The organism is Rhodococcus sp. NPDC003318, from assembly GCF_042879035.1.
Taxonomy (GTDB): Bacteria; Actinomycetota; Actinomycetes; order Mycobacteriales; family Mycobacteriaceae; genus Rhodococcus_G.
Map to the genome: position 1 here is coordinate 107,529 of NZ_JBIAOU010000008.1, position 18,790 is coordinate 126,318.

At 72.6% G+C, this 18,790-nt stretch carries 15 protein-coding genes; 6 read left to right on the forward strand and 9 right to left on the reverse strand.

The genetic code is table 11. The annotated features are described in order from the left end of the window. Positions 1 to 7: 7 nt before the first annotated feature. The gene (locus ACFYVR_RS15175; RefSeq protein WP_387474416.1) at positions 8 to 265 is read left to right on the forward strand and encodes a mycoredoxin; all 258 of its coding nucleotides are present in this window, start codon (positions 8 to 10) and stop codon (positions 263 to 265) included. A gap of 57 nt (positions 266 to 322) precedes the next feature. Here the strand turns inward: ACFYVR_RS15175 and nudC are convergent, their stop codons facing one another. Together nudC and ACFYVR_RS15185 are read right to left on the reverse strand one after the other, a co-directional pair. Further along, positions 323 to 1,204, reverse strand: a complete 882-nt coding sequence (gene nudC / locus ACFYVR_RS15180) for an NAD(+) diphosphatase (RefSeq protein ID WP_387474588.1) — start codon at positions 1,202 to 1,204, stop codon at positions 323 to 325. 59 nt (positions 1,205 to 1,263) lie between these two features. Next, on the reverse strand, positions 1,264 to 2,331 hold the full coding sequence (locus ACFYVR_RS15185) for a potassium channel family protein (RefSeq protein ID WP_387474418.1): 1,068 nt from the start codon (positions 2,329 to 2,331) through the stop codon (positions 1,264 to 1,266). 169 nt (positions 2,332 to 2,500) lie between these two features. On the opposite strand from ACFYVR_RS15185, the gene ACFYVR_RS15190 reads away from it, so the two are divergent. After that, positions 2,501 to 2,899 carry a MauE/DoxX family redox-associated membrane protein gene (locus ACFYVR_RS15190; RefSeq protein ID WP_387474420.1) on the forward strand — a complete coding sequence of 133 codons (399 nt, stop codon included), beginning with the start codon at positions 2,501 to 2,503 and terminating at the stop codon, positions 2,897 to 2,899. A gap of 31 nt (positions 2,900 to 2,930) precedes the next feature. Here ACFYVR_RS15190 and ACFYVR_RS15195 read toward each other — a convergent pair whose 3' ends face one another. Continuing rightward, positions 2,931 to 6,356, reverse strand: coding sequence for an ATP-dependent helicase (locus ACFYVR_RS15195; protein WP_387474422.1), 3,426 nt, complete (start codon positions 6,354 to 6,356; stop codon positions 2,931 to 2,933). After that, the gene (locus ACFYVR_RS15200) at positions 6,353 to 9,640 is read right to left on the reverse strand and encodes an ATP-dependent helicase (protein WP_387474590.1); all 3,288 of its coding nucleotides are present in this window, start codon (positions 9,638 to 9,640) and stop codon (positions 6,353 to 6,355) included. Before ACFYVR_RS15200 ends, ACFYVR_RS15195 begins: the two co-directional genes overlap by 4 nt. Before the next feature lie 111 nt (positions 9,641 to 9,751). Here ACFYVR_RS15200 and ACFYVR_RS15205 point away from each other — a divergent pair, with 111 nt between their 5' ends. Together ACFYVR_RS15205 and ACFYVR_RS15210 are read left to right on the forward strand one after the other, a co-directional pair. Then, on the forward strand, positions 9,752 to 10,537 hold the full coding sequence (locus tag ACFYVR_RS15205; RefSeq protein ID WP_387474424.1) for an alpha/beta fold hydrolase: 786 nt from the start codon (positions 9,752 to 9,754) through the stop codon (positions 10,535 to 10,537). Next, on the forward strand, positions 10,538 to 10,834 hold the full coding sequence (locus tag ACFYVR_RS15210; protein ID WP_387474426.1) for an MGMT family protein: 297 nt from the start codon (positions 10,538 to 10,540) through the stop codon (positions 10,832 to 10,834). A gap of 39 nt (positions 10,835 to 10,873) precedes the next feature. Here the strand turns inward: ACFYVR_RS15210 and ACFYVR_RS15215 are convergent, their stop codons facing one another. Further along, positions 10,874 to 11,350: a winged helix-turn-helix transcriptional regulator gene (locus ACFYVR_RS15215; protein WP_387474428.1), complete on the reverse strand. Its 477-nt coding sequence runs from the start codon at positions 11,348 to 11,350 to the stop codon at positions 10,874 to 10,876. Positions 11,351 to 11,393: 43 nt separating this feature from the next. On the opposite strand from ACFYVR_RS15215, the gene ACFYVR_RS15220 reads away from it, so the two are divergent. After that, entirely contained in the window at positions 11,394 to 11,819 is a 426-nt protein-coding gene (locus ACFYVR_RS15220) for a PaaI family thioesterase (RefSeq protein ID WP_387474430.1), read from the forward strand. Between the two features lie 72 nt (positions 11,820 to 11,891). After that, the gene (locus ACFYVR_RS15225; protein WP_387474432.1) at positions 11,892 to 13,655 is read left to right on the forward strand and encodes an NTP transferase domain-containing protein; all 1,764 of its coding nucleotides are present in this window, start codon (positions 11,892 to 11,894) and stop codon (positions 13,653 to 13,655) included. Here ACFYVR_RS15225 and ACFYVR_RS15230 read toward each other — a convergent pair. The 4 genes from ACFYVR_RS15230 to nirB form a co-directional block, all read right to left on the reverse strand. Further along, positions 13,597 to 14,388, reverse strand: a complete 792-nt coding sequence (locus tag ACFYVR_RS15230; RefSeq protein WP_387474434.1) for a sirohydrochlorin chelatase — start codon at positions 14,386 to 14,388, stop codon at positions 13,597 to 13,599. The genes ACFYVR_RS15225 and ACFYVR_RS15230 overlap by 59 nt on opposite strands. After that, on the reverse strand, positions 14,385 to 15,500 hold the full coding sequence (locus ACFYVR_RS15235; protein ID WP_387474436.1) for a uroporphyrinogen-III synthase: 1,116 nt from the start codon (positions 15,498 to 15,500) through the stop codon (positions 14,385 to 14,387). The genes ACFYVR_RS15230 and ACFYVR_RS15235 overlap by 4 nt, the downstream gene beginning before the upstream one ends. 80 nt (positions 15,501 to 15,580) lie before the next feature. Further along, positions 15,581 to 15,988, reverse strand: coding sequence for a nitrite reductase small subunit NirD (nirD, locus tag ACFYVR_RS15240; RefSeq protein ID WP_387474592.1), 408 nt, complete (start codon positions 15,986 to 15,988; stop codon positions 15,581 to 15,583). Between the two features lie 193 nt (positions 15,989 to 16,181). Continuing rightward, positions 16,182 to 18,680: a nitrite reductase large subunit NirB gene (gene nirB / locus ACFYVR_RS15245; protein WP_387474438.1), complete on the reverse strand. Its 2,499-nt coding sequence runs from the start codon at positions 18,678 to 18,680 to the stop codon at positions 16,182 to 16,184. Positions 18,681 to 18,790 lie beyond the last annotated feature (110 nt).

Consider the following 18,790-nt stretch of genomic DNA (forward strand, 5'->3'; position numbering starts at 1 on the left):
CTCCTTCGTGACCTCAACTGACACCGCCACCGCCCTGACCATCTACTCCACCACCTGGTGCGGGTACTGCCGCAGGCTCAAGACGCAACTCGACGAACACGGAATCGGCTACGTCGAGATCGACATCGAGGACGACCCGGCCTCCGCCGAGTTCGTCGGCAGCGTCAACGGCGGCAACCACGTCGTGCCGACCGTGAAGTTCGCGGACGGCTCCACGGCCACCAATCCGTCGCTCGTCGAGGTCAAGCAGGCACTCGGCCTCTGACCCCGGCACACACGGCGCCCGCCCCGAGATCGAGGCGGGCGCCGTGTGTCGGGAGAACTAGCTCGCCCAGGCCTCGAGCATGCCGCGGGCGATGGACACCGACCCGGGGACGAGCAGTCGGGCGTCGGCCGGGGACGTCCAGTCCCCGAGTGCGAGCGCTTCCCGGACCTCGTCGCGTGCGAACCAGTGCGCCTCGGCGATCTCGCCGTCCGCGAAGGTGAGGGGTGCGTCGGGGTCCGCGACGGCGGAGAAGCCGATCATGACGGACCGCGGGAACGGCCACGGTTGGCTGCCGAGGTAGCGGATGTCGCGGACCTCGACGCCGACCTCCTCCGCGATCTCCCGTGCCACGCACGCCTCCAGCGATTCGCCGGCCTCGACGAAGCCTGCGAGCACGGAGTAGCGACGTTCGGGCCAGTTCCCGTTGCGTGCGAGCAGCACCCGGTCGGCGCCGTCGTGGACGAGGCAGATGATGGCCGGGTCGGTTCTCGGAAACTCCTCGTGCCCCGTGCTGACGCTGTGCCGTGACCATCCGGACACGGTCGGGGTCGTCGGCGCCCCGTCGACGGCGCTGAATCCGGCGGAGTCGTGCCAGTTCAGGACTGCGACCGCGGTGGTGAGGATGCCAGCGCTGGAGTCGTCGAGCCGATGCCCGACCATGCGCAGGTCGCCGAGCTGTCCGATCATCGCCGGGACCCGCACCGCCCACAGGTGCCTGCCCTCACGCCGACCGAGGAACACCGCCCCGGCGACGGGTTCGTCCCCGAGGGTGGTCGCGGGTTCGAGAACGAGGTCGGTGTCGTCGATGCGGACCTGCCCGCGATGGTTGACCTTCAGCACCTGGGCGTCGGCCCAGCCGGCACGCAGGGCGTCGGTGTCGGACCGGAGTTCCTCGGCGCGGTCCAACGCGGACCGGGACAGCAGCGGAACGCTGGTCATCTCGAATTCAGCCACGCACCCACCCTAGGGGTCGGGTCCCGGTCGCCCTCGGCGGCGGGTCAGTTGCCGACGCGGCGAATGTAGAGCAGCCGGTCGTTCTCCTCGACCGCGTCGACCTCGGGTGCGCCGACCCGGACGAGGCGCCCGTCGCGGACCACGCCCAGGACGATGTCCGACAGGTGCCGCGGGGACCCACCGACCTCGTCTCGTTCGACCTCGCGTTCGGCGATGGCGAACCCGGCCTCGGGGGTGAGCAGGTCCTCGATCATCTCGACGACGGTGGGGGTGGTGCGGGCGATGCCGAGCAGCCGGCCGGCGGTCTCCGACGACACCACCACCGAGTCGGCACCGGACTGCCGCAGCAGGTGCGCGTTGTCGGTTTCGCGGATCGCGGCGACGATCTTGGCCTTCGGGCCGACCTCGCGGGCGGTCAGCGTCACCAGCACCGCCGTGTCGTCGCGGTTGGCCGCGACGATCACCGATGCCGCGTTCTGCACGCCGGCGAGGCGCAGCACGTCCGACTTGGTCGCGGAGCCGAGGACGGTGACCAGTCCGATGCCGGCGGCGGAGTCGAGGACGGCCTGATCGGTGTCGACGACGACGATGTCGGACGGCTTGATGCCGTCGCCGAGCATCGCGTCGACCGCGGTGCGGCCCTTGGTGCCGTAGCCGACGACGACGGTGTGATTACGCACGGTGTGCCTCCAACGCTGAATCTTGTAGGCCTGCCGGGACCGTTCGGTGAGCGCGGCCAGAGTGGTGCTGATCAGGATGATCAGGAAGAGCACCCGCAGCGGCGTGATGACCAGCACGTTGATCAACCGGGCGCCCGGGGTGAGCGGCGTGATGTCGCCGTAACCGGTCGTCGACAGGGACACCGTCGCGTAGTACAGGCAGTCCAGGAACGACAGCGGGTCCGGTTGCACGTCCCGGTAGCCGCCCCGGTCGAGGTAGACGACGATGACGGCGAGGAACAGCACCGCGACGGCCATCATGACGCGTCGGAAGATCAGCCGGAACGGGCTGCGGACCAGCTCGGGGATCCGCAGTACGCCGACGAGGGCATAGTCGGGCTGCGTCATCAGGCTCTCCTGATCACGCAATCGATCACGCAACTTACCGGCCATGTGCCGAACTCCAGTTCGCAGACATCGGCTGGGAGCCTAACGTCCCGCCGCGCCGATACGCGCGCGGCCACGCGGTGGAGCGTCGGTACAGTACGGCGAGCGGCCGCTTCCGCACCCATGGTCGCCGCCGGTGCTGGCGTGGAGGGCCACGGTGCGCCACTGTTGTGCCGTGTCCACGTCATCCGATCCCGGCCGCCGCGCCGCGCTGACCCGGTCCGGCCTCGCCGCCCTGTTGCTCGGTGCGGGTGTCATGCATTTCGTGTCGCCGAAGCCGTTCGACTCGATCGTGCCCCGCCGGCTGCCCGGCCCGGCCCGCGCCTACACGCAGGTCTCGGGTGTCGCCGAGATCGCGATCGGGACCGCGATCGCGATCCCCCGCACCCGCCGGTTCGGCGGCACCCTCGCCGCGGCCCTGCTGGTGGCGGTGTTCCCGGCGAACGTGCAGATGGCGATCGACTGGCTGCGCAGGGATTCCGTACCGGTGCCCCTGAAAGCCGTTGCAGTGGTTCGGCTTCCACTGCAGATCCCGCTCGTCGCGGCGGCACTGAAGGTGCGCCGCGAGGGTTGACGGCGACGGCGGCCGACCCCCCGACGCGGGGTCACCCGTCGTGCTCGCCCTCGCCGACGTGCGGTTGCGCATCACTCGGGTGCCCGTCGCCCGGTTCGCCGGTGCTCGCGCCGGCGGTCTCGATCAGGCGAGCCAGGGCGTCGGCGTCGGGCAGGTCGTCGGGCGCGATGGTGCGGCCGGTGCGGACGTAGTGGAACGCCGCCCGCACCCGCGACGGATCGACCGCGGCGCCGCCGCGGGCCTGCACGCGCGCGGACATCAGTTCCGCCCACGCGAGCCGGTACGCCGCGAGCTGCATCACCACGGCCCGCTCGTTCGCGGCGCTGGGTTCGGCGCCCGTCTTCCAGTCGATGACGGTCCAGCCGCCGTCCCGGTCGGCGAACACCGCGTCGATCCGGCCACGCACGACGGTGCCCGCGATGGAGGTCTCGAACGGCACCTCCACCTCGACGGGGCTCCGGTTGGCCCACGGTGAGCGCAGGAACGCATCCTGCAGTGCCTCGAGGTCGCTGTCCGCGGCGCCGTCGGTGTCGGCGGCGCCGGGCAGTTCGTCCATGTCGAGCAGCCGGGTCGCGCCGAAGCGCCGTTCGATCCAGGCGTGGAACGCGGTGCCCCGGCGGGCCAGCGGGTTCGGAGGGAACGGCAGCGGACGGCGCAGCCGGGCGGCGAGCTCGTCGGGCGCGGCGGCGAGGTCGACGAGCTGGCTGACGGACATCTGCGTGGGCAGCGCCACCTCGGCGCGGGCGGCGGCGCGGGCGGCGCGCTCGGCGAGCAGGGCGTCCACGTCCGCGGCCCACCCCTCCGGGTCGTCCTCCGGCGCGTCGTCCGGGTTCGCTGCGGGCGCCTTTCCCGCGAGCGCGGCGAGCACCAGTTCCGCTCCGCGGGTGACGGCGGATCGTCTGTTCCCCAGCGGATCCCGCGGCCACAGCGCCGTCACCGCTTCGGCGGTCAGCGGATTCTGAGCCTCCGGATCCGGATCGGGCGCCCAGTGCTCGACGACTCCGACGGGCGTTCCCGCCTGCTGCGCCTGCTCGACCACCGAACGCATCTCGGTCAGGAAGTCCGACGGTCCCTTCGGTGTGGTGCCGGCCTCGGACCAGTGATGCCCCGAGACGTACAGAGCGCGTTCGGTCCGGGTGAGCGCGACGTAGAACAGGCGCCGGTCCTCCTCGAGTTTGCGGCGCGCGAGGGCCGCCTTGTGCGCGACGAGCGCATCCTCGAGGTCCTTGCGGTCGGAGACGGCGTCCAGGTCGAGCACCGGAAACCCGTCGGAGCCGTCAGCACCGCGGGCCCGGTCGCCGCGCAGGGGCGGCGGCAGCTCCCCGACCGCGCCGAGCCAGGTTCCGGTCGCGGTGCCGGACGGGAACACTCCGTCGACGACGTGCGGGACGGCGACGACCTCCCATTCGAGACCCTTCGCGGAGTGCACGGTCAGCACCTGAACGCGGTCCGGGGCCACCTCGACCTCGCCGGGTGCGAGCCCGTTCTCGATGGTGTCGGCGGCCGCGAGAAATGCGAGCAGCCCGGTCAGCGTCGACGACGGAGTGCGGGCGTAGCCGGCGACGGCGTCGGCGAACGCGTCGAGGTGTTCGCGTCCGGCGCCGCCGGGCGCCACCCACGGTAGCCGCGCCTGGGCCTCGATGCCGATGCCCAGCACCCGCTCGACCTCGGCGACGAGTTCGGTCAGGGGCTGCCCGATCCGTTCGCGCAGCGACGTCAGTTCGGCGGCGAGCGCTCCGATGCGGGCGTAGCCGAGGACCGAGTAGCGCGAGGGTGCCCCCGGATCGGCGATCGCGTCGGCGAGGCCGGCCTGTTCTGCATGTTCACCGGGCTGTGCCGACTCGAGCGCCTCGTCGAGGCTAGCCGGGTCGGTGACGGCGCCGCCAGCGGGACGGGCGGCCCCGACGGCGAGTTCGCGGGCCCGCTTCCACAGTGCCGCGAGATCGGCGACACCGAGTTGCCAACGCGCACCGGTCAGTACCCGGACCGCGGCGCTGCCGGCGAGCGGATCGGCGACCAGCCGGAGCATCGCGATCACGTCCGCGACCTCCGGCACGTGCAGCAGCCCGCCCAGCCCGACGACCTCGACCGGCAGGCCGCGCCGTCGCAGCGCGGCGGCGACCGGCGCGGCATCGGCGTTGCGCCGGATCAGCACCGCCGCGGTGGGTGGCCGCTCCTCGCGGTCGCGGGCGGCGGCGTACTCGGCCGCGATCCGCTCGGCGACCCATTCGCGTTCGGCGACGGCGTCGGTGTGCAACGCGATCCGGACATCGCCCGGTGCGACATCGGGTTTGGGCCGCAGTTCCGGAACCGGCACGCCGCGCTCGCGGAGTCCCGCGGACGCGGCGTTGGCCAGCGTGAGGGCCTCGGCGGGGTTGCGCCAACTGGTCAGCAGCTCCAGTCGCGGCGCGGGCTCGCCACCCGGCAGCGGGAAGTCGGTGGCGAACCGCGGCAGGTTCGCGGCCGACGCACCCCGCCACCCGTAGATCGACTGCATGGGGTCGCCGACGGCGGTGAGCGCGAGCGTGGCGTCCTCGCCGCCGCCGAACAGCGACGACAGCAGCACCCGCTGCGCGTGCCCGGTGTCCTGGTACTCGTCGAGGAGCACCACCCGGAATCGGGTGCGTTCGGCCCGCCCGACCTCGGGGTGCTCCGCGGCGACCCGCGCCGCGAGCGACATCTGGCTGCCGAAGTCCAGTGCCCGTTCGCGCCGCAGCGTCTGCGAGACCCGCTGGACCAGCGGCAGCAGCCCGACCCGCTCGTGCTGGGTGGCGAGCAGGTCGAGGAGATCCTTCTTCGGTCCACCACGCTGGCGGGGGCCGGCGGGCAACGTGTGGATCAGTTTGTCGAGTTCGGTGTGTGCCTCGCGCAGGTCCTCGGGTTCGACGAGGTGTTCGGCGAGCTGTCCGGACAGGGCGAGCACCGCCTCGGTCAGCGAGGTGGGATTGCGGTCGGTGTCGAGGTCGCCGTCCCAGGTGCTGACGACCCGGAACGCGAGCTGCCACAGCGCCGTCTCGGACAGCAGTTCCGCGGACGGTTCCATCGGCAGCAGCAGCCCGTGTTCGGTGAGCAGGCGGCCCGCGTACGAGTGGTACGTGCTCACCTCCGGCTCACCGGTGAGGATCCGCGTGCGCAGTTCCTCGCTCAGCCCCAGCCGGCGGGTCACCCGCGGATCGGCGAGCCGGGCGAGCCGCTGTCGGATGCGGGAGGTCAACTGCTGGGCGGCTTTCCGGGTGAACGTCAGCCCCAGCACCTGGTCGGGGTCGACGAGGCCGTTGGCGACGAGCCACACCACCCGCGCGGCCATCGTCTCGGTCTTGCCCGCTCCCGCGCCCGCGACGACGAGCGTCGGCCCGAGCGGCGCGGCGATCACCGCCGCCTGTTCCGGTGTCGGCGGGAACTGGCCGAGGGCCGCGGCGAGATCGGACGGCGCGATTCGCGGTGTCGCCGCGCTCATGCGTCCGTCACCTGCCTTCCCGTTTCCTGTGCTGGGCAGCTCGACGTCACCGGGCAGTGCCGGCACCCGTCGTTCGGACGCGCCGGGTAGTGCGGGCCCTGGGTCGCGGCGGCCGCCGCGTGCACCAGGTCGAGCCACTGCTCCTCGGTCTCCTCGGTGAGCGGCGCCTGCAGCCGCTGGGTCGCGCCGTCCGTCCGGTTGGCCTTGGCGACGAACACCAGCCGTGCGCCGCCGGGTCGGGTCGCGGGCTCACCGTCGATCGCGCCCCGCGCGGCGGCGAGCTGATACGTGGCGAGCTGGGCGTGCTGTTCCGCGGCGTCCTTGCTGACCGGGTTGCGGGCGGTCTTGACGTCGACGACGACGGGGCGACCGTCGGCGTCCCGCTCGAGGCGGTCGATCCGGCCCCGCAGCCGGACCGCGGGCTCGCCCTCCGCTCGGGGCTCGAGCACTCCGTCCACGGCCACCTCGACGCCCACCTCGGTGAGTTCACCGCGGGTGCGGCGGAGCCACTCGGAGAACGAGTCGATCATCTGCGCGGTGCGGTCCATCTCGCGGCGCGAGTACCACTGCGATCCGAGATCGACGGCGTCCCACGCGGCGGCGAGCGCGCGGCGCACCTGATCCGGTGGCATCTTCCCGGCGACCGCCTGCACCAACGTGTGCACGAGCGTGCCGGTCACGGCGTGCGTGTTCTCGCCGTCGGCACCGCCGTGCCGCTCGAGCGCCCACCGGAGCGGGCACGCGTCGAGCTGCTCGATCGTGGAGGGCGACAGCGGAACCGGGCCGTCCTCGAGCAGCCACAGCGGGTCGGTGGTGCTCGGTTCCCCGACTGCGTACCAGTCCTCCGGGTGGGCACCGCGGACCCCGGCACGGGCCAGGCGAGCCAACTGCGCTGCAGCCCGTCGTTGCATGTCGGGGTCGCTCTCGGCGAGGTCGGGGTCGCAGACCACGCGGCGCAGCTCGGCGATCAGCGACGGCAGGGCGAGCACCCGGCTGGGCAGTGCGGGTGCGAGATCCGGTGCGGTGTCGGCGAGTTCGTCGTCTGCACCCAGGAGTTCGTCGACGAACCGGGACGGTTCGAGGTCGGCGTCACCGGTGGCCGAACGCACGGCGGTGACGAGCAGGGTCCGGCGGGCGCGGCTACACGCGAGGAGGAACAGCCGGCGTTCCTCGGCGAGCAGCGGCGCGGTCCGCGACAGCGGCGTCCGGTCGGGGTCGCCGACACCGGCGGTCAGGTCGACCAGCGCCTCGGTGCCGAGCAGCGTGCCGCGTGCCCGCAGGCCCGGCCACAACCCCTCCTGGACCCCGGCGACCACGACGACATCCCACTCCCGTCCGGCCGCGGCGTGCGCGCTGAGGACCGACACCGCCTCCGAGGGCGCGGCCGCGGAGCGCGGATCACTGGGGATCTCCTGGTCCACCAGGTACGCGACGAATCCGGCGAGGCTGGCCCGCGGCAACCGGTCGACGTAGTTCGCCGCCGCGTCGAACAGGGCGACGACGGCGTCGAGGTCGCGGTCGGCCTGCGCCCCGATGGGACCGCCGCGCAACGACGCCGCCGCCCACCGCTTCTCCAGGCCGGTCGCCTGCCAGCACGCCCACAGCACGTTTTCGACACCGCGCCCCTGCCGCAGGGCCTTACGCGTCCGGGTCAGCACCGTCAGGACGCGTCGCAGCGCCGCGAACTCGCCCTCGGTCAGCTTGCCGACCAGCGCCCCGTGCGCCTCCTGACCGTCGACGACCAACGCCCGCACCAGTTCCGCGGAGTCCCGTTCGCCACCGGCGGCGAGTTCGACGCGGCGCAGCCCCCGCCGGAGCCGCCGCAGCGTGACCGGGTCCGCACCGCCGACCGGCCCGGACAGCAGCGCGAGCGCGTCCTCGCCGGTGAACGGGCCGCCGCCGACCGCTCGCAGCGCGAGCAGCAGGCCACCGACTGCGTGTTGCCGGGCCAGGGGCACCTCGGACGCGGCGGTGGTGACCGGGACCCCGGCGGCGAGCAGCGCCCGCCGCAGGGGTGCCAGCACGCGCGGCACCGATCGGACGATCACCGCCATCCGTGACCACGGCACGCCGTCGTGCAGGTGCGCGCGGCGCAGGGTGTCGGCGATCAGCGCCGACTCCCGTCCCGCCGTGCCGAGCACCGCCACCGAGGCGTGTCCCACCTCGTCGGTGACGGCCTCCGGCGCCCGATGCGGCTGCTTACCGGGCAGGCGCGCCGCGATCCGGGTGGTCACCTCGGAGACGCGCTGCGCGGCACGGTGATCCGTCCGCAGCAGCACCCGCCGATCGCTGCCCGCGTCGGCGAGGTCGGTCAGGTAGCGGGAGTCGGCGCCGCGGAATCCGAACACCGCCTGATCCGGGTCGCCCGCGACCACCGCGAGGTCGGCGCCGTGCGAGAGCAACCGCACCAGTTCGGCGGCCTGCGGGTCGAGGTGCTGTGCATCGTCGACGAGCAGGCACCGGATGCGGGCGCGTTCGCGGGCCAGCAGGTCCGGGTCGGTGGCGAACGCCGTCAGCGCCGCCCCGACGAGTTCGGCGGCGTCGAGGGCCGGTGCGGTCGCCTCCGGCGCCTCCACGCCGACGGACCCGCGCAGCAGCATCACCTGCTCGTAGTGGGTGACGAACGTGCCGGCGGCCACCCACTCGGGCCGGGAGTGCTTCCGCCCGAGCCGGATCAGATCCTCGGGTCCCAGGCCCCGCTCCCCCGCCCGCAGCATCAGGTCACGCAGTTCGGCCGCGAACCCGACCATGGGCAGCGCCGCACGCAGTCGTTCCGGCCAGTACTCTGCTCCGTCCTCGACGTCGCCGCGCAGCAGCTCGCGCAGCACCGCGTCCTGTTCGGCACCGGTGATGAGTCGAGGCGGCGGGTTCGAGTGAGCGGCGGCCTGCAACCTGAGCACTGCGAAGGCATACGAGTGCACGGTCCGCACGAGCGGCTCCCGCGTCGCGCGGGAGGGCCCCGACTCGAGCAGCGCGGCCGTCACGGACTCCCGCACAGCAGTCGCCGCCTTACGCGAATGGGTCAGCACCAGAACCGATTCCGGGTCGCCGTTCACCCCGGCGATCCGGGACGCGGCCAGGTCGACGATCAGCGACGTCTTGCCCGTCCCCGGACCGCCGAGCACCTGCCAGGACCGGCGATCGACCGGGCCGCGTCCGGCGGCCGCCGCCTCCAGCAGCGGGGCCACCTCGGGACCCCACGTACGGGTCGGCGGCACCCGGTGCGGCCGACGCACCAGGGTGGTGCTCGGCCGCTGCGTCCGCTCGTCGATCATGCCGGGCATTTCATCACGCGCCACCGACAGGTCCCGCTCCACCGTCCTGGGCCACACGCCGGGCACCGCCCGGGAAGGGGTCGGCGAGACACTCCGGCACCGGAACCGCCTTCGGGCACAATGGCGGGCGTGTCCGACCTGACAGTGCATCGCTTCGGCCCCGTCGACGGCCCCCCGGTTCTCGCCCTGCACGGCCTGACCGGGCACGGCCGACGCTGGCGCCACCTCGCCGACGGCCATCTGCCCAAGGTGCGGATGATCGCCCCCGACCTGCGCGGACACGGGCACTCGACGTGGGGCCCGCCGTGGGGCATCGCCGACCAGGTGGAGGCGCTCGCCTCGATGCTGACCGCCGAGAACGTCGACCCGGTGGTCCTCGTCGGTCACTCGTACGGTGGTGCAGTCGCACTGCATCTCGCCGCCCGGGTCCCGGAGCGGGTGCGCGCGCTGGTGCTGCTCGATCCGGCGATGGGCCTCGACCCGGCGCGGATGCTCGAGATCGCCGACCTCACCGTCCGCTACCCCGACTACACCGACGCGGCGGAGGCTCGCTCGGAGAAGGTCCACGGGGCGTGGGCGGACGTCGCGGACGAGGTGCTCGACGAGGAGATCGCCGAACACCTGATCCGCCTCGACAACGGTCGTGTCGGCTGGCGGTACGCGGTGCCGGCGGTCGTGGCGTCCTGGGGTGAACTGGCCCGGCCGGTGGCGCTGCCGCCCGCCGACCTGCCGACCGTCCTGGTGCAGGCGATGCGCGTGCAGCCGCCGTACGTGACGCCCGCTGTCCGCGCGGCGCTGACCGAGCACCTCGGCGACCGGCTGACGGTGATCGAGATGGACGTCGACCACATGGTCGCGTCGTCACGGCCCGCCGAGGTGGCCGCACTGGTCGAGAAGCTGCTGTAGATGGCCGCGACCACCGAGGACCAGGTGGAGCGGGTCCGCGAACTCGTCGCGGCGATCCCGCCGGGCCGGGTGAGCACGTACGGCGACATCGCGGCGGCGGCCGGCCTGAGCTCCCCGCGCACCGTCGGCTGGATCATGCGCACCGACTCGTCCGACCTGCCCTGGCACCGGGTGGTCCCGGCGTCGGGCCGGCCCGCGGCGCACCTCGCCCGACGGCAGCTCGAACGCCTTGCCGCCGAGAATGTTCCGATTCGCGACGGCCGCGTCGACCTCGGCGCCGCCCGGCACCGGTACTGACGGCAGCCGACACCGAACGCCGGTCTGCCGGTGGCGATCTCACCTCGCGAGCGGTCGCGCGCCCGGCCCGGGAACCCCGATCGTCTCGCGCGCCGTCAATCCCGGCTCGCCGACCGGCCGCACCACCGCGTGGACGGGAACGCCCGTCGCGCGTTCGCGGACCTCGATGCCCGGCCCGTGGTCGTCGGCGCAGTACCGGTCGCCCCACTGCAGCAGGGCGACGATCACCGGGAGCAGGTCGAGCCCCTTGTCGGTGAGCCGGTACTCGTTGCGGCTGCGTTTGCCTTCCTCGCGGTAGGGCACGGCGCGGAGCACGCCGGCCGCCACCAGCTTCCGGAGACGGTCGGCGAGAACGGATTCGGAGAGCCCGATGTGGCGGTGCATGTCGTCGAAGCGGCGGACGCCGTTGAAGGCCTCGCGCAGGACCAGCATCGTCCACTTCTCGCCGATCACGTCGAGGGTGCGCTGCACCGAGCAGTTCTCGGTGCTCATCTCCAGCCACTCCATGGTCGCCATCCTAGTCCTTGCTAACTTCGAAATCAGCAGTTAGCGTCGTCGCATGACCACCACCGACTTCACCAGCGACATCCGTTCCCGTCCCGAGAGCGCCTTCGTGACCGCCGCGGGGTTGATCGTCGACGAGGCCACCGGCAGCCGCGTCACCGGACACATCGACCTGACCGCGGACCACCTCACGCCGTGGGGTGTGGTGCACGGCGGCGTCTACGCGACCGCGGTCGAGTCGGCCGCGAGCATCGGCGCCAGCGCGGCCGTCGTCGAGCGCGGCCAGTTCGCCGTCGGCGTCCACAACGGCACCGACTTTCTCCGGTCCTCGACCGGCGGCGAACGCGCACTCGTGGTCGCCGAGCCGCTGCAGCAGGGCCGAGTACAGCAGCTGTGGCTGGTGACGATCACCAGCGAGCAGACCGGCAAAGCCCTTGCCCGCGGACAAGTTCGACTGCAGAACGTCGCACTGCCCGCCTGATCCGCATCGGCACGGCCGGCTGTCGACCACGGCCGTCAGGGGTCGATGGCTGCGCCGTGCGACGATAACGGGATGACTGCCGAATCGTTCGACGCCATCGTCCTCGCCGGGGGTTCCGGCAGCCGGATGGGCGGGGTCGACAAGCCCGCGATCGAGGTCGGCGGCCGCAGCATGCTCGCCACCGCGCTCGCCGCGGTCGGGGGCGCGGCCGCCACCGTCGTCGTCGGACCGCATCGGCCCGACCTGGATCCGTCGGTGCATCAGGTACAGGAAACCCCCCGCGGCGCGGGCCCGGTCGCGGCGCTCGCCGCGGGACTGCAGGTCGTCGGCGGGGCTCCGGCGGTCGCGGTGCTGGCCGCGGATCTGCCGTCACTGACCGCCGACGCGATCGACCGTCTGCGCCGGACGCTCGGCGAGACCGGTGCCGACGCGGTGTTCGCGGTCGACGAGGCCGGGCGCGTGCAGTTCCTGCTCGGACTGTGGCGCACCGACGCCCTGACCGCCCGCCTCGACACACTGGACGGGTTCACCAACCAGGCGATGAAGTCGCTCGTCCCGAACGGCTATGCGACGGTGCGGATGTCGGATGTCTCCGACTGCGACACCGAGGCCGATCTGGCGGCCGCCCGGGCCAGGGCCGAGGCCACGCGGGCCGGGGCACCGCTCGCGATCGCCGATGCCCGCGAGGCGATCCGCCGCCGGATCGAGACACTGCCCGCGCTCGAACTGCCTCCACTCGACGCGATCGGGGGCGTGCTCGCGCAGCCGCTGATCGCCGCCGACGCACTCCCCCGCGTCGACGTGTCCGCGATGGACGGTTACGCCGTGTCCGGGACCGGGCCGTGGCACCTCGACGACGCCGTCCGCTACGCGGGTTCCCCGGACGAGGTGGTCCTCGATCCCGGACACGCGGTGCGGATCGCGACCGGCGCACACCTGCCGGTCGGCGCCACGTCCGTGATCCGCGACGAGCACGTCACCCTCGACGGCAGGACGCTGTCGCGCTCCGCGGACGCCCCGGACCGGGACGACACGCGCCGCCGCGGCGAGGACTGGACCCCCGGTGCGTCACTGGCACCGGGCGGCACCCCGGTCACCGCCGCGCTCGCCTCGCTCGCCCGCAGCGCCGAGGTCACCGAACTGCTGGTGCGGGGCCCGGTGCGCGCGCACGTCGTGGTCACCGGCGACGAGATCCGCCGTGACGGGCCGCTCCGCGACGGGCAGACCCGAGACTCTCTCGGACCCGTTCTGCCCCATTACCTTTCGTGGTGCGGACTGCACACCAGGGCGGACACGCACCTGCGCGACACCGTCGGCGGATTCGACGAGCTGCTGGCCGCCGGCTCCACCGACACCGATGTCATCGTCATCGTCGGCGCGACCGGCGGCGGTGCGGCCGACCACCTGCGTCGGGCACTCGACCGCGCCGGTGCCCGCACGGTGGTGAGCCGGGTGCGATGCCGGCCCGGGGGGTCGCAGATCGTCGCGACGCTCCCGGACGAGCGGGTGGTGCTCGGACTGCCCGGCAACCCCTACGCCGCGTTGGCGACGGTACTGCTCACCGCACCCGCGGTGGCCGCCGCCCTGACCGGGGCACCGCGGCCGACGGCGGTCACCGGCACCATCGCCAACGGCGCCGAACTCGCGCCCGCCGGGAGCCGCGGCGAGACACCGCGCATCGTGCCGGTCACCCGGCAACCGGACGGCAGCTGGCGCGGCGTCAATCAGGTGCGGACCGCGCACCTGGGGGCGCTGGTCGGGGCCGACGCCCTCGCCGTCATCGAACCGGCAACACCCGACGGAGGAGTCGCGGAACTGCTGCCGCTGCCCCGTTGAGAGTCGAGTACCCCTCTGCCGCAGCAACTTCCACGGCCGCGACGCCGGAGCGATAGCGCGCCACCAGTAGACGCACCAGGGTGGGGTGCGCGCCGAGCGGTTCGGCGACCCCGTCGGCACCGGCCTCGGCGAGCCGTGTGTGGAACAGGCCGGGAGCCAACAGGTACGACGCGACGAACACCCGCCTGCCCGTCTCGGCGCGGACCCGGTCGACCACGGCGGGCACGCGGGGTTCCGCGGTGGCGACGTACCCGATGTCGACGCGGTCACCGGCCAGTTCGGCGAGCATCGTCGCGGCGCGGCGCACGTCGGCGAGGGCACGCGGGTCGGATGATCCGGCGGCGGCGAGCACGATCGCGTCGCCGCGGCGCCACCCCGCTTCCCGGAGCCGCTCGAGCAGGACCCGCGCCAGTACCGGATCGGGGCCGAGCGCGGCGGTGACGTGCACGTCGCGGTTGCCGGACTCGGCGACTTCCCGGGGGACGTCGGTGTGCACGTGGTAGCCGGACGCGAGAAAGGCGGGCACGACGACGGCCGGCGCGTCGAGGTCGCGCAGCACCTCGGCGGGTGACGGGCCGAGCACGTCGACGAACGCGACCCGGGTGGTCCCGACGGTCGCGGCCACCTCCTCCGCGAGCTCGGCCACCAGGTCGACACCCCGCGGGTTGCGGGTGCCGTGCGCGACGAGGACCAGCGCGGGTGTCGGGTGTCCGGTCGTTCGGTGTTCCGTCATGGTCGTCCTCCGTCACCGTCTCCGCAGTCGGTCGGGTCGGTCGCGAGCCGGTAGCCACGCTTGACCACGGTCTGCACGATCTTCGGGGCCCCCAGGCAGGACCGCAGCCGGGCGATCGCCGTCTCCACGGCGTGCGTGTCGCCACCGCCGCCGGGCAGCACCGCGAGGAGCTCCTCGCGTGAGACGACCCGGCCCGGACGCCGTGCCAGGGTGCGCATCAGCGCCATCGCGGCGGGTGCCAGCTGGCGTACCTCGCCGTCGACGACGACGCAGCCCCCGCGCACGCTCAGGTCGTGGCCGGCGGCACGCACCTTCATCGCGCGCCGCGGCAGTTCCTCGGCGATGTGCCGGGCGAGGGAGCCGAGCCGCGCCCGCGCCGGCATCGTCGTGCGGACGCCGAGCGCTTCGAGGGGCGCCGCGGTCACCGGGCCGACGCACACCGCCAACACCCGTCCGCCGAGCGCCGCGAGCAGCGGGTCGACGAGCCCGGTCTCCTTGGCACGCATCAGCATCGATGCCACCGCGGGCGCGCTGGTGAAGCTGACCGCGTCGAGACCGCCGGTGACGGTCAACTCGATCAGGCGGTCCATCGCGGCCTGGTCGTCCGGTGGCGTCCACCGGTAGACGGGGACGGGAACGATCTCGGCCCCGGCCAGTCGGAGCACCTCGCAGAAGTCGGGCAGCGGCTCCCACTCCGTCGTGGCACCGTGCAACTGCACGGCGATCCGCTTGCCCTCCACCCCCTCCGCGAGCAGGTGGTCGAGCACCTCGGCGGAGGATTCCGACGCGGGCGACCATTCCTCCCGCAGGTCGGCGGCCCGGATGGCGCCCTTCGCCTTGGGCCCGCGGGCCAGGATCCGGGACCGGCCCAGTGCCTGCCCGAGATCCTCCGCCAGCCCCCAGCCGTCGGCGGCCTCCATCCACCCGCGGAAGCCGATCCCGGTGGTCGCCACCGTGATCTCCGCGGGTCGCTCGATCAACTCCCGGCTGACCCGCTCCAGCTCCGCGTCGTCGACGAGCGGGATGATGCGGATCGCCGCGGCCTGCACGACCGTTGCGCCCCGTCGGGTGAGCAGGGTGGTGAACTCCTCTGCGCGTCGGGCCGCGGTCACGCCGATGGTGAACCCCTTGAGGGGTTCACCTCCTGAGGACCGGTGCGGCTCACTGCTGTTCGTCTGATCCGCCGCCGTCGTCACGCGCTACCCGCGCCTGCCTGCAGCGGGCTGTGCACCTGGACGACCCCGGCCCACACTCGCACGTCGTACACGGGCAGACGCACCGACTCGTCGTCGAGGCAGCGACCGTCGACGAGGGAGAACACCTGCTTGAGCAGCGGCGACGCCACGGTGGGTTCACCCGCCCGGTCACCAACCAGACCGCGCGACATCACGGCGGCCCGGCCGAACGGATCGATGTTGCCGACCGCGCGCAGCGAACCGTCGTCGAGCAGGAACAGCGCCACCTGCTCACCTCCGCGGAGCAGGACTGCCACCCCGAGCCCCGGGATCAGCCGGCTCAGCGGGCACGCCGAGGTCCATTCGAGGCGGCCGTTGTTGACGCTACTGCGGCCGGTACCCGGCGCGGTGCCCGCCGATGCCAGAACGGTGTCCACGAGTTCCGGTGCGGTGCCCGCGGACTCGGGTGCGTCGGCATGGGATCCGGTCACGGCGTCCGCCGTGGTATCGATCACGGTCATGGTGGTGGTCCTCCCTGTAACAACTGACCTCACATTTTTCCGGTGTGGTGTTACCCCGGCGTTAAGGCCAAATTCCCTGACGGTAAGCAGCTGACACTCAGGACGGCATCGGCGGCATTCCCATCAGCACCGGCACCTTGCGGGCACCGGACTCGTCGAAGACCACGGTCGGGTCGGCCTCGTCGGGCGCGTTGACGAACGACACGAAGCGGGAGAGCTTCTCCGGATCCTCCAGCACGCCGGCCCACTCGTCCTTGTAGCCGTCGACGTGCTTGGCCATCGCGGCCTCGAGCTCCTCGGCGATGCCGAGGCTGTCCTCGCAGACGACCTCCTTGAGGTGGTCGAGTCCGCCGTCCATCGCCTCGACCCACGGCGCGGTGCGCTGCAGCCGGTCGGCGGTGCGGATGTAGAACATCAGGTAGCGGTCGATGTACTTGACCAGTGTCTCGTCGTCGAGGCCGCCGGCGAGGAGCTGTGCGTGCTTGGGCGACTGGCCGCCGTTGCCGCCGACGTAGAGGTTCCAGCCGTTCTCGGTGGCGATGACGCCCACGTCCTTGCCCCGCGCCTCCGCGCACTCGCGGGCACAGCCGGAGACACCGAACTTGATCTTGTGCGGCGACCGCAGCCCCCGGTAGCGGTTCTCCAGGTTCACCGCCATCCCCACGGAGTCCTGCACACCGTAGCGGCACCAGGTGGATCCGACGCAGCTCTTCACGGTGCGCAGCGACTTGCCGTACGCCTGCCCCGACTCCATGCCTGCGTCGACGAGACGCTTCCAGATCGCGGGCAGCTGCTCGACGCGGGCACCGAACAGGTCGATCCGCTGACCACCGGTGACCTTGGTGTACAGGCCGAAGTCGCGGGCGACCTCACCGATCACGATCAGCTGCTCCGGGGTGCACTCACCACCGGGCATCCGCGGCACCACCGAGTACGTGCCGTTCTTCTGGATGTTCGCCAGGAAGTGGTCGTTGGTGTCCTGCAGTCCCGCCTGGTTTCGGTGCAGGATGTGGTCGGAGTCGGTGGACGCCAGGATGGATGCGACGACGGGCTTGCAGATGTCGCAGCCGGAACCCTTGCCGTACTTCGAGATCAGTGCGGAGAAGGTGCGAGTGTCGGTGGCCTGGACGATCTCGAACAGCTCGGCGCGGGACTGCTCGAAGTGCTCGCACAGCGCCTTGCTCATCACCACGCCCGACGACGCGAGCAGCTGCTTGATGGTCGGCAGGCAGCCGCCGCAGGTGGTGCCGGCGTTCGTGCAGGCCTTGACCTGCGCGATGTCGCAGGCACCCTCGGCGATGGCACCGCAGATGGCGCCCTTGGTGACGGCGTTGCAGGAGCAGACCTCGGCGTCGTCGGGCAGCGATCCGGCGCCGGGCTTCTCGCCGGCAGGCGAGATCAGCGAGGCCGGGTCGCCCGGCAGCTCGCGGCCGACGAGCGGTCGCAGCGAGGAGTACGCGGACGCGTCGCCGACCAGGATGCCGCCGAGCAGGGTCTTCGCGTCGTCGGAGACGACGAGCTTGGCGTAGGTGCCCTTCGCGGCATCGGAGAGGACCACTTCGAGTGCACCCTCGGTCTGCGCGTGCGCGTCACCGAAGCTCGCGACGTCGACACCCATCAGCTTCAGCTTCGTCGACAGGTCCGCACCCGGGAATTCCGCTGCGCCGCCGAGCATCCGGTCGGCGACGATCTCGGCGGTGGTGTAGCCCGGGGCCACCAGGCCGTAGCAGGTCCCCTCGACGGCCGCGCACTCGCCGACCGCGTAGATCGCCTCGTCCGACGTGCGGCACCCGAGGTCGGTGAGGATGCCGCCGCGCTGGCCGACGTCCAGTCCCGCGTCCCGGGCGAGCTGGTCCCGGGGCCGGACGCCGGCCGAGAACACCAGCAGGGAGGCGTCGATGACCGAACCGTCGGACAGCTCGACGCTCAACCCGTCCGGCCCCTCGCTGATGGCGGCGGTCCCGACGCCGGTGTGCACGGAGACACCGAGGCTCTCGACGAGTCGGGCGAGCAGCGCGCCGCCACCCTCGTCGACCTGCAACGGCATCAGCCGCGGCGCGAACTCGACGACGTGCGGAGTCATTCCCATGAGCCGCAACGCGTTCGCCGCTTCGAGGCCGAGCAGGCCACCACCGACCACGACACCCACGGCTCCGGGGCCGGCCGCCTCGGCGCGGGCCCGGATCCCGTCGAGATCGTCGAGGGTGCGGTAGACGAAGCACTCGGGGCGGTCGTGTCCGGGCACCGGCGGCACGAACGCGTAGGACCCGGTGGCCATCACCAGCGCGTCGTAGCCGATGGTGTCACCCGTCGAGGTGGTGACGGTGCGCGCGGCCCGGTCGATGGTGTCGGCGCGGACACCGGTCCGCAGGTCGACGAGGCCGTCACCGAGGTAGTCGTTGCCTGCGAGCGCGAGTTCCTTTGCATCCCAGGATCCGACGTAGGAGGACAGGCCGACGCGGTCGTAGGCGGGCAGCGCCTCCTCGCACAGGACGGTGACCCGCCACTGGCCGTCCTCGTCGCGAGAGCGGAGGGCCTCGACGAACCGGTGTCCGACCATTCCGTGACCGACGACGACTACCGACTTGTGGCTCATGGCGCACCTTTCCTGGATCGATCGCGCAGCCTGTACGACGCTGCACAGTCTTGCTGGTGGAGATGGGATGTGCTGTGTTGCTCGACTTCTCGGTGTCACCGGTCCGGTCG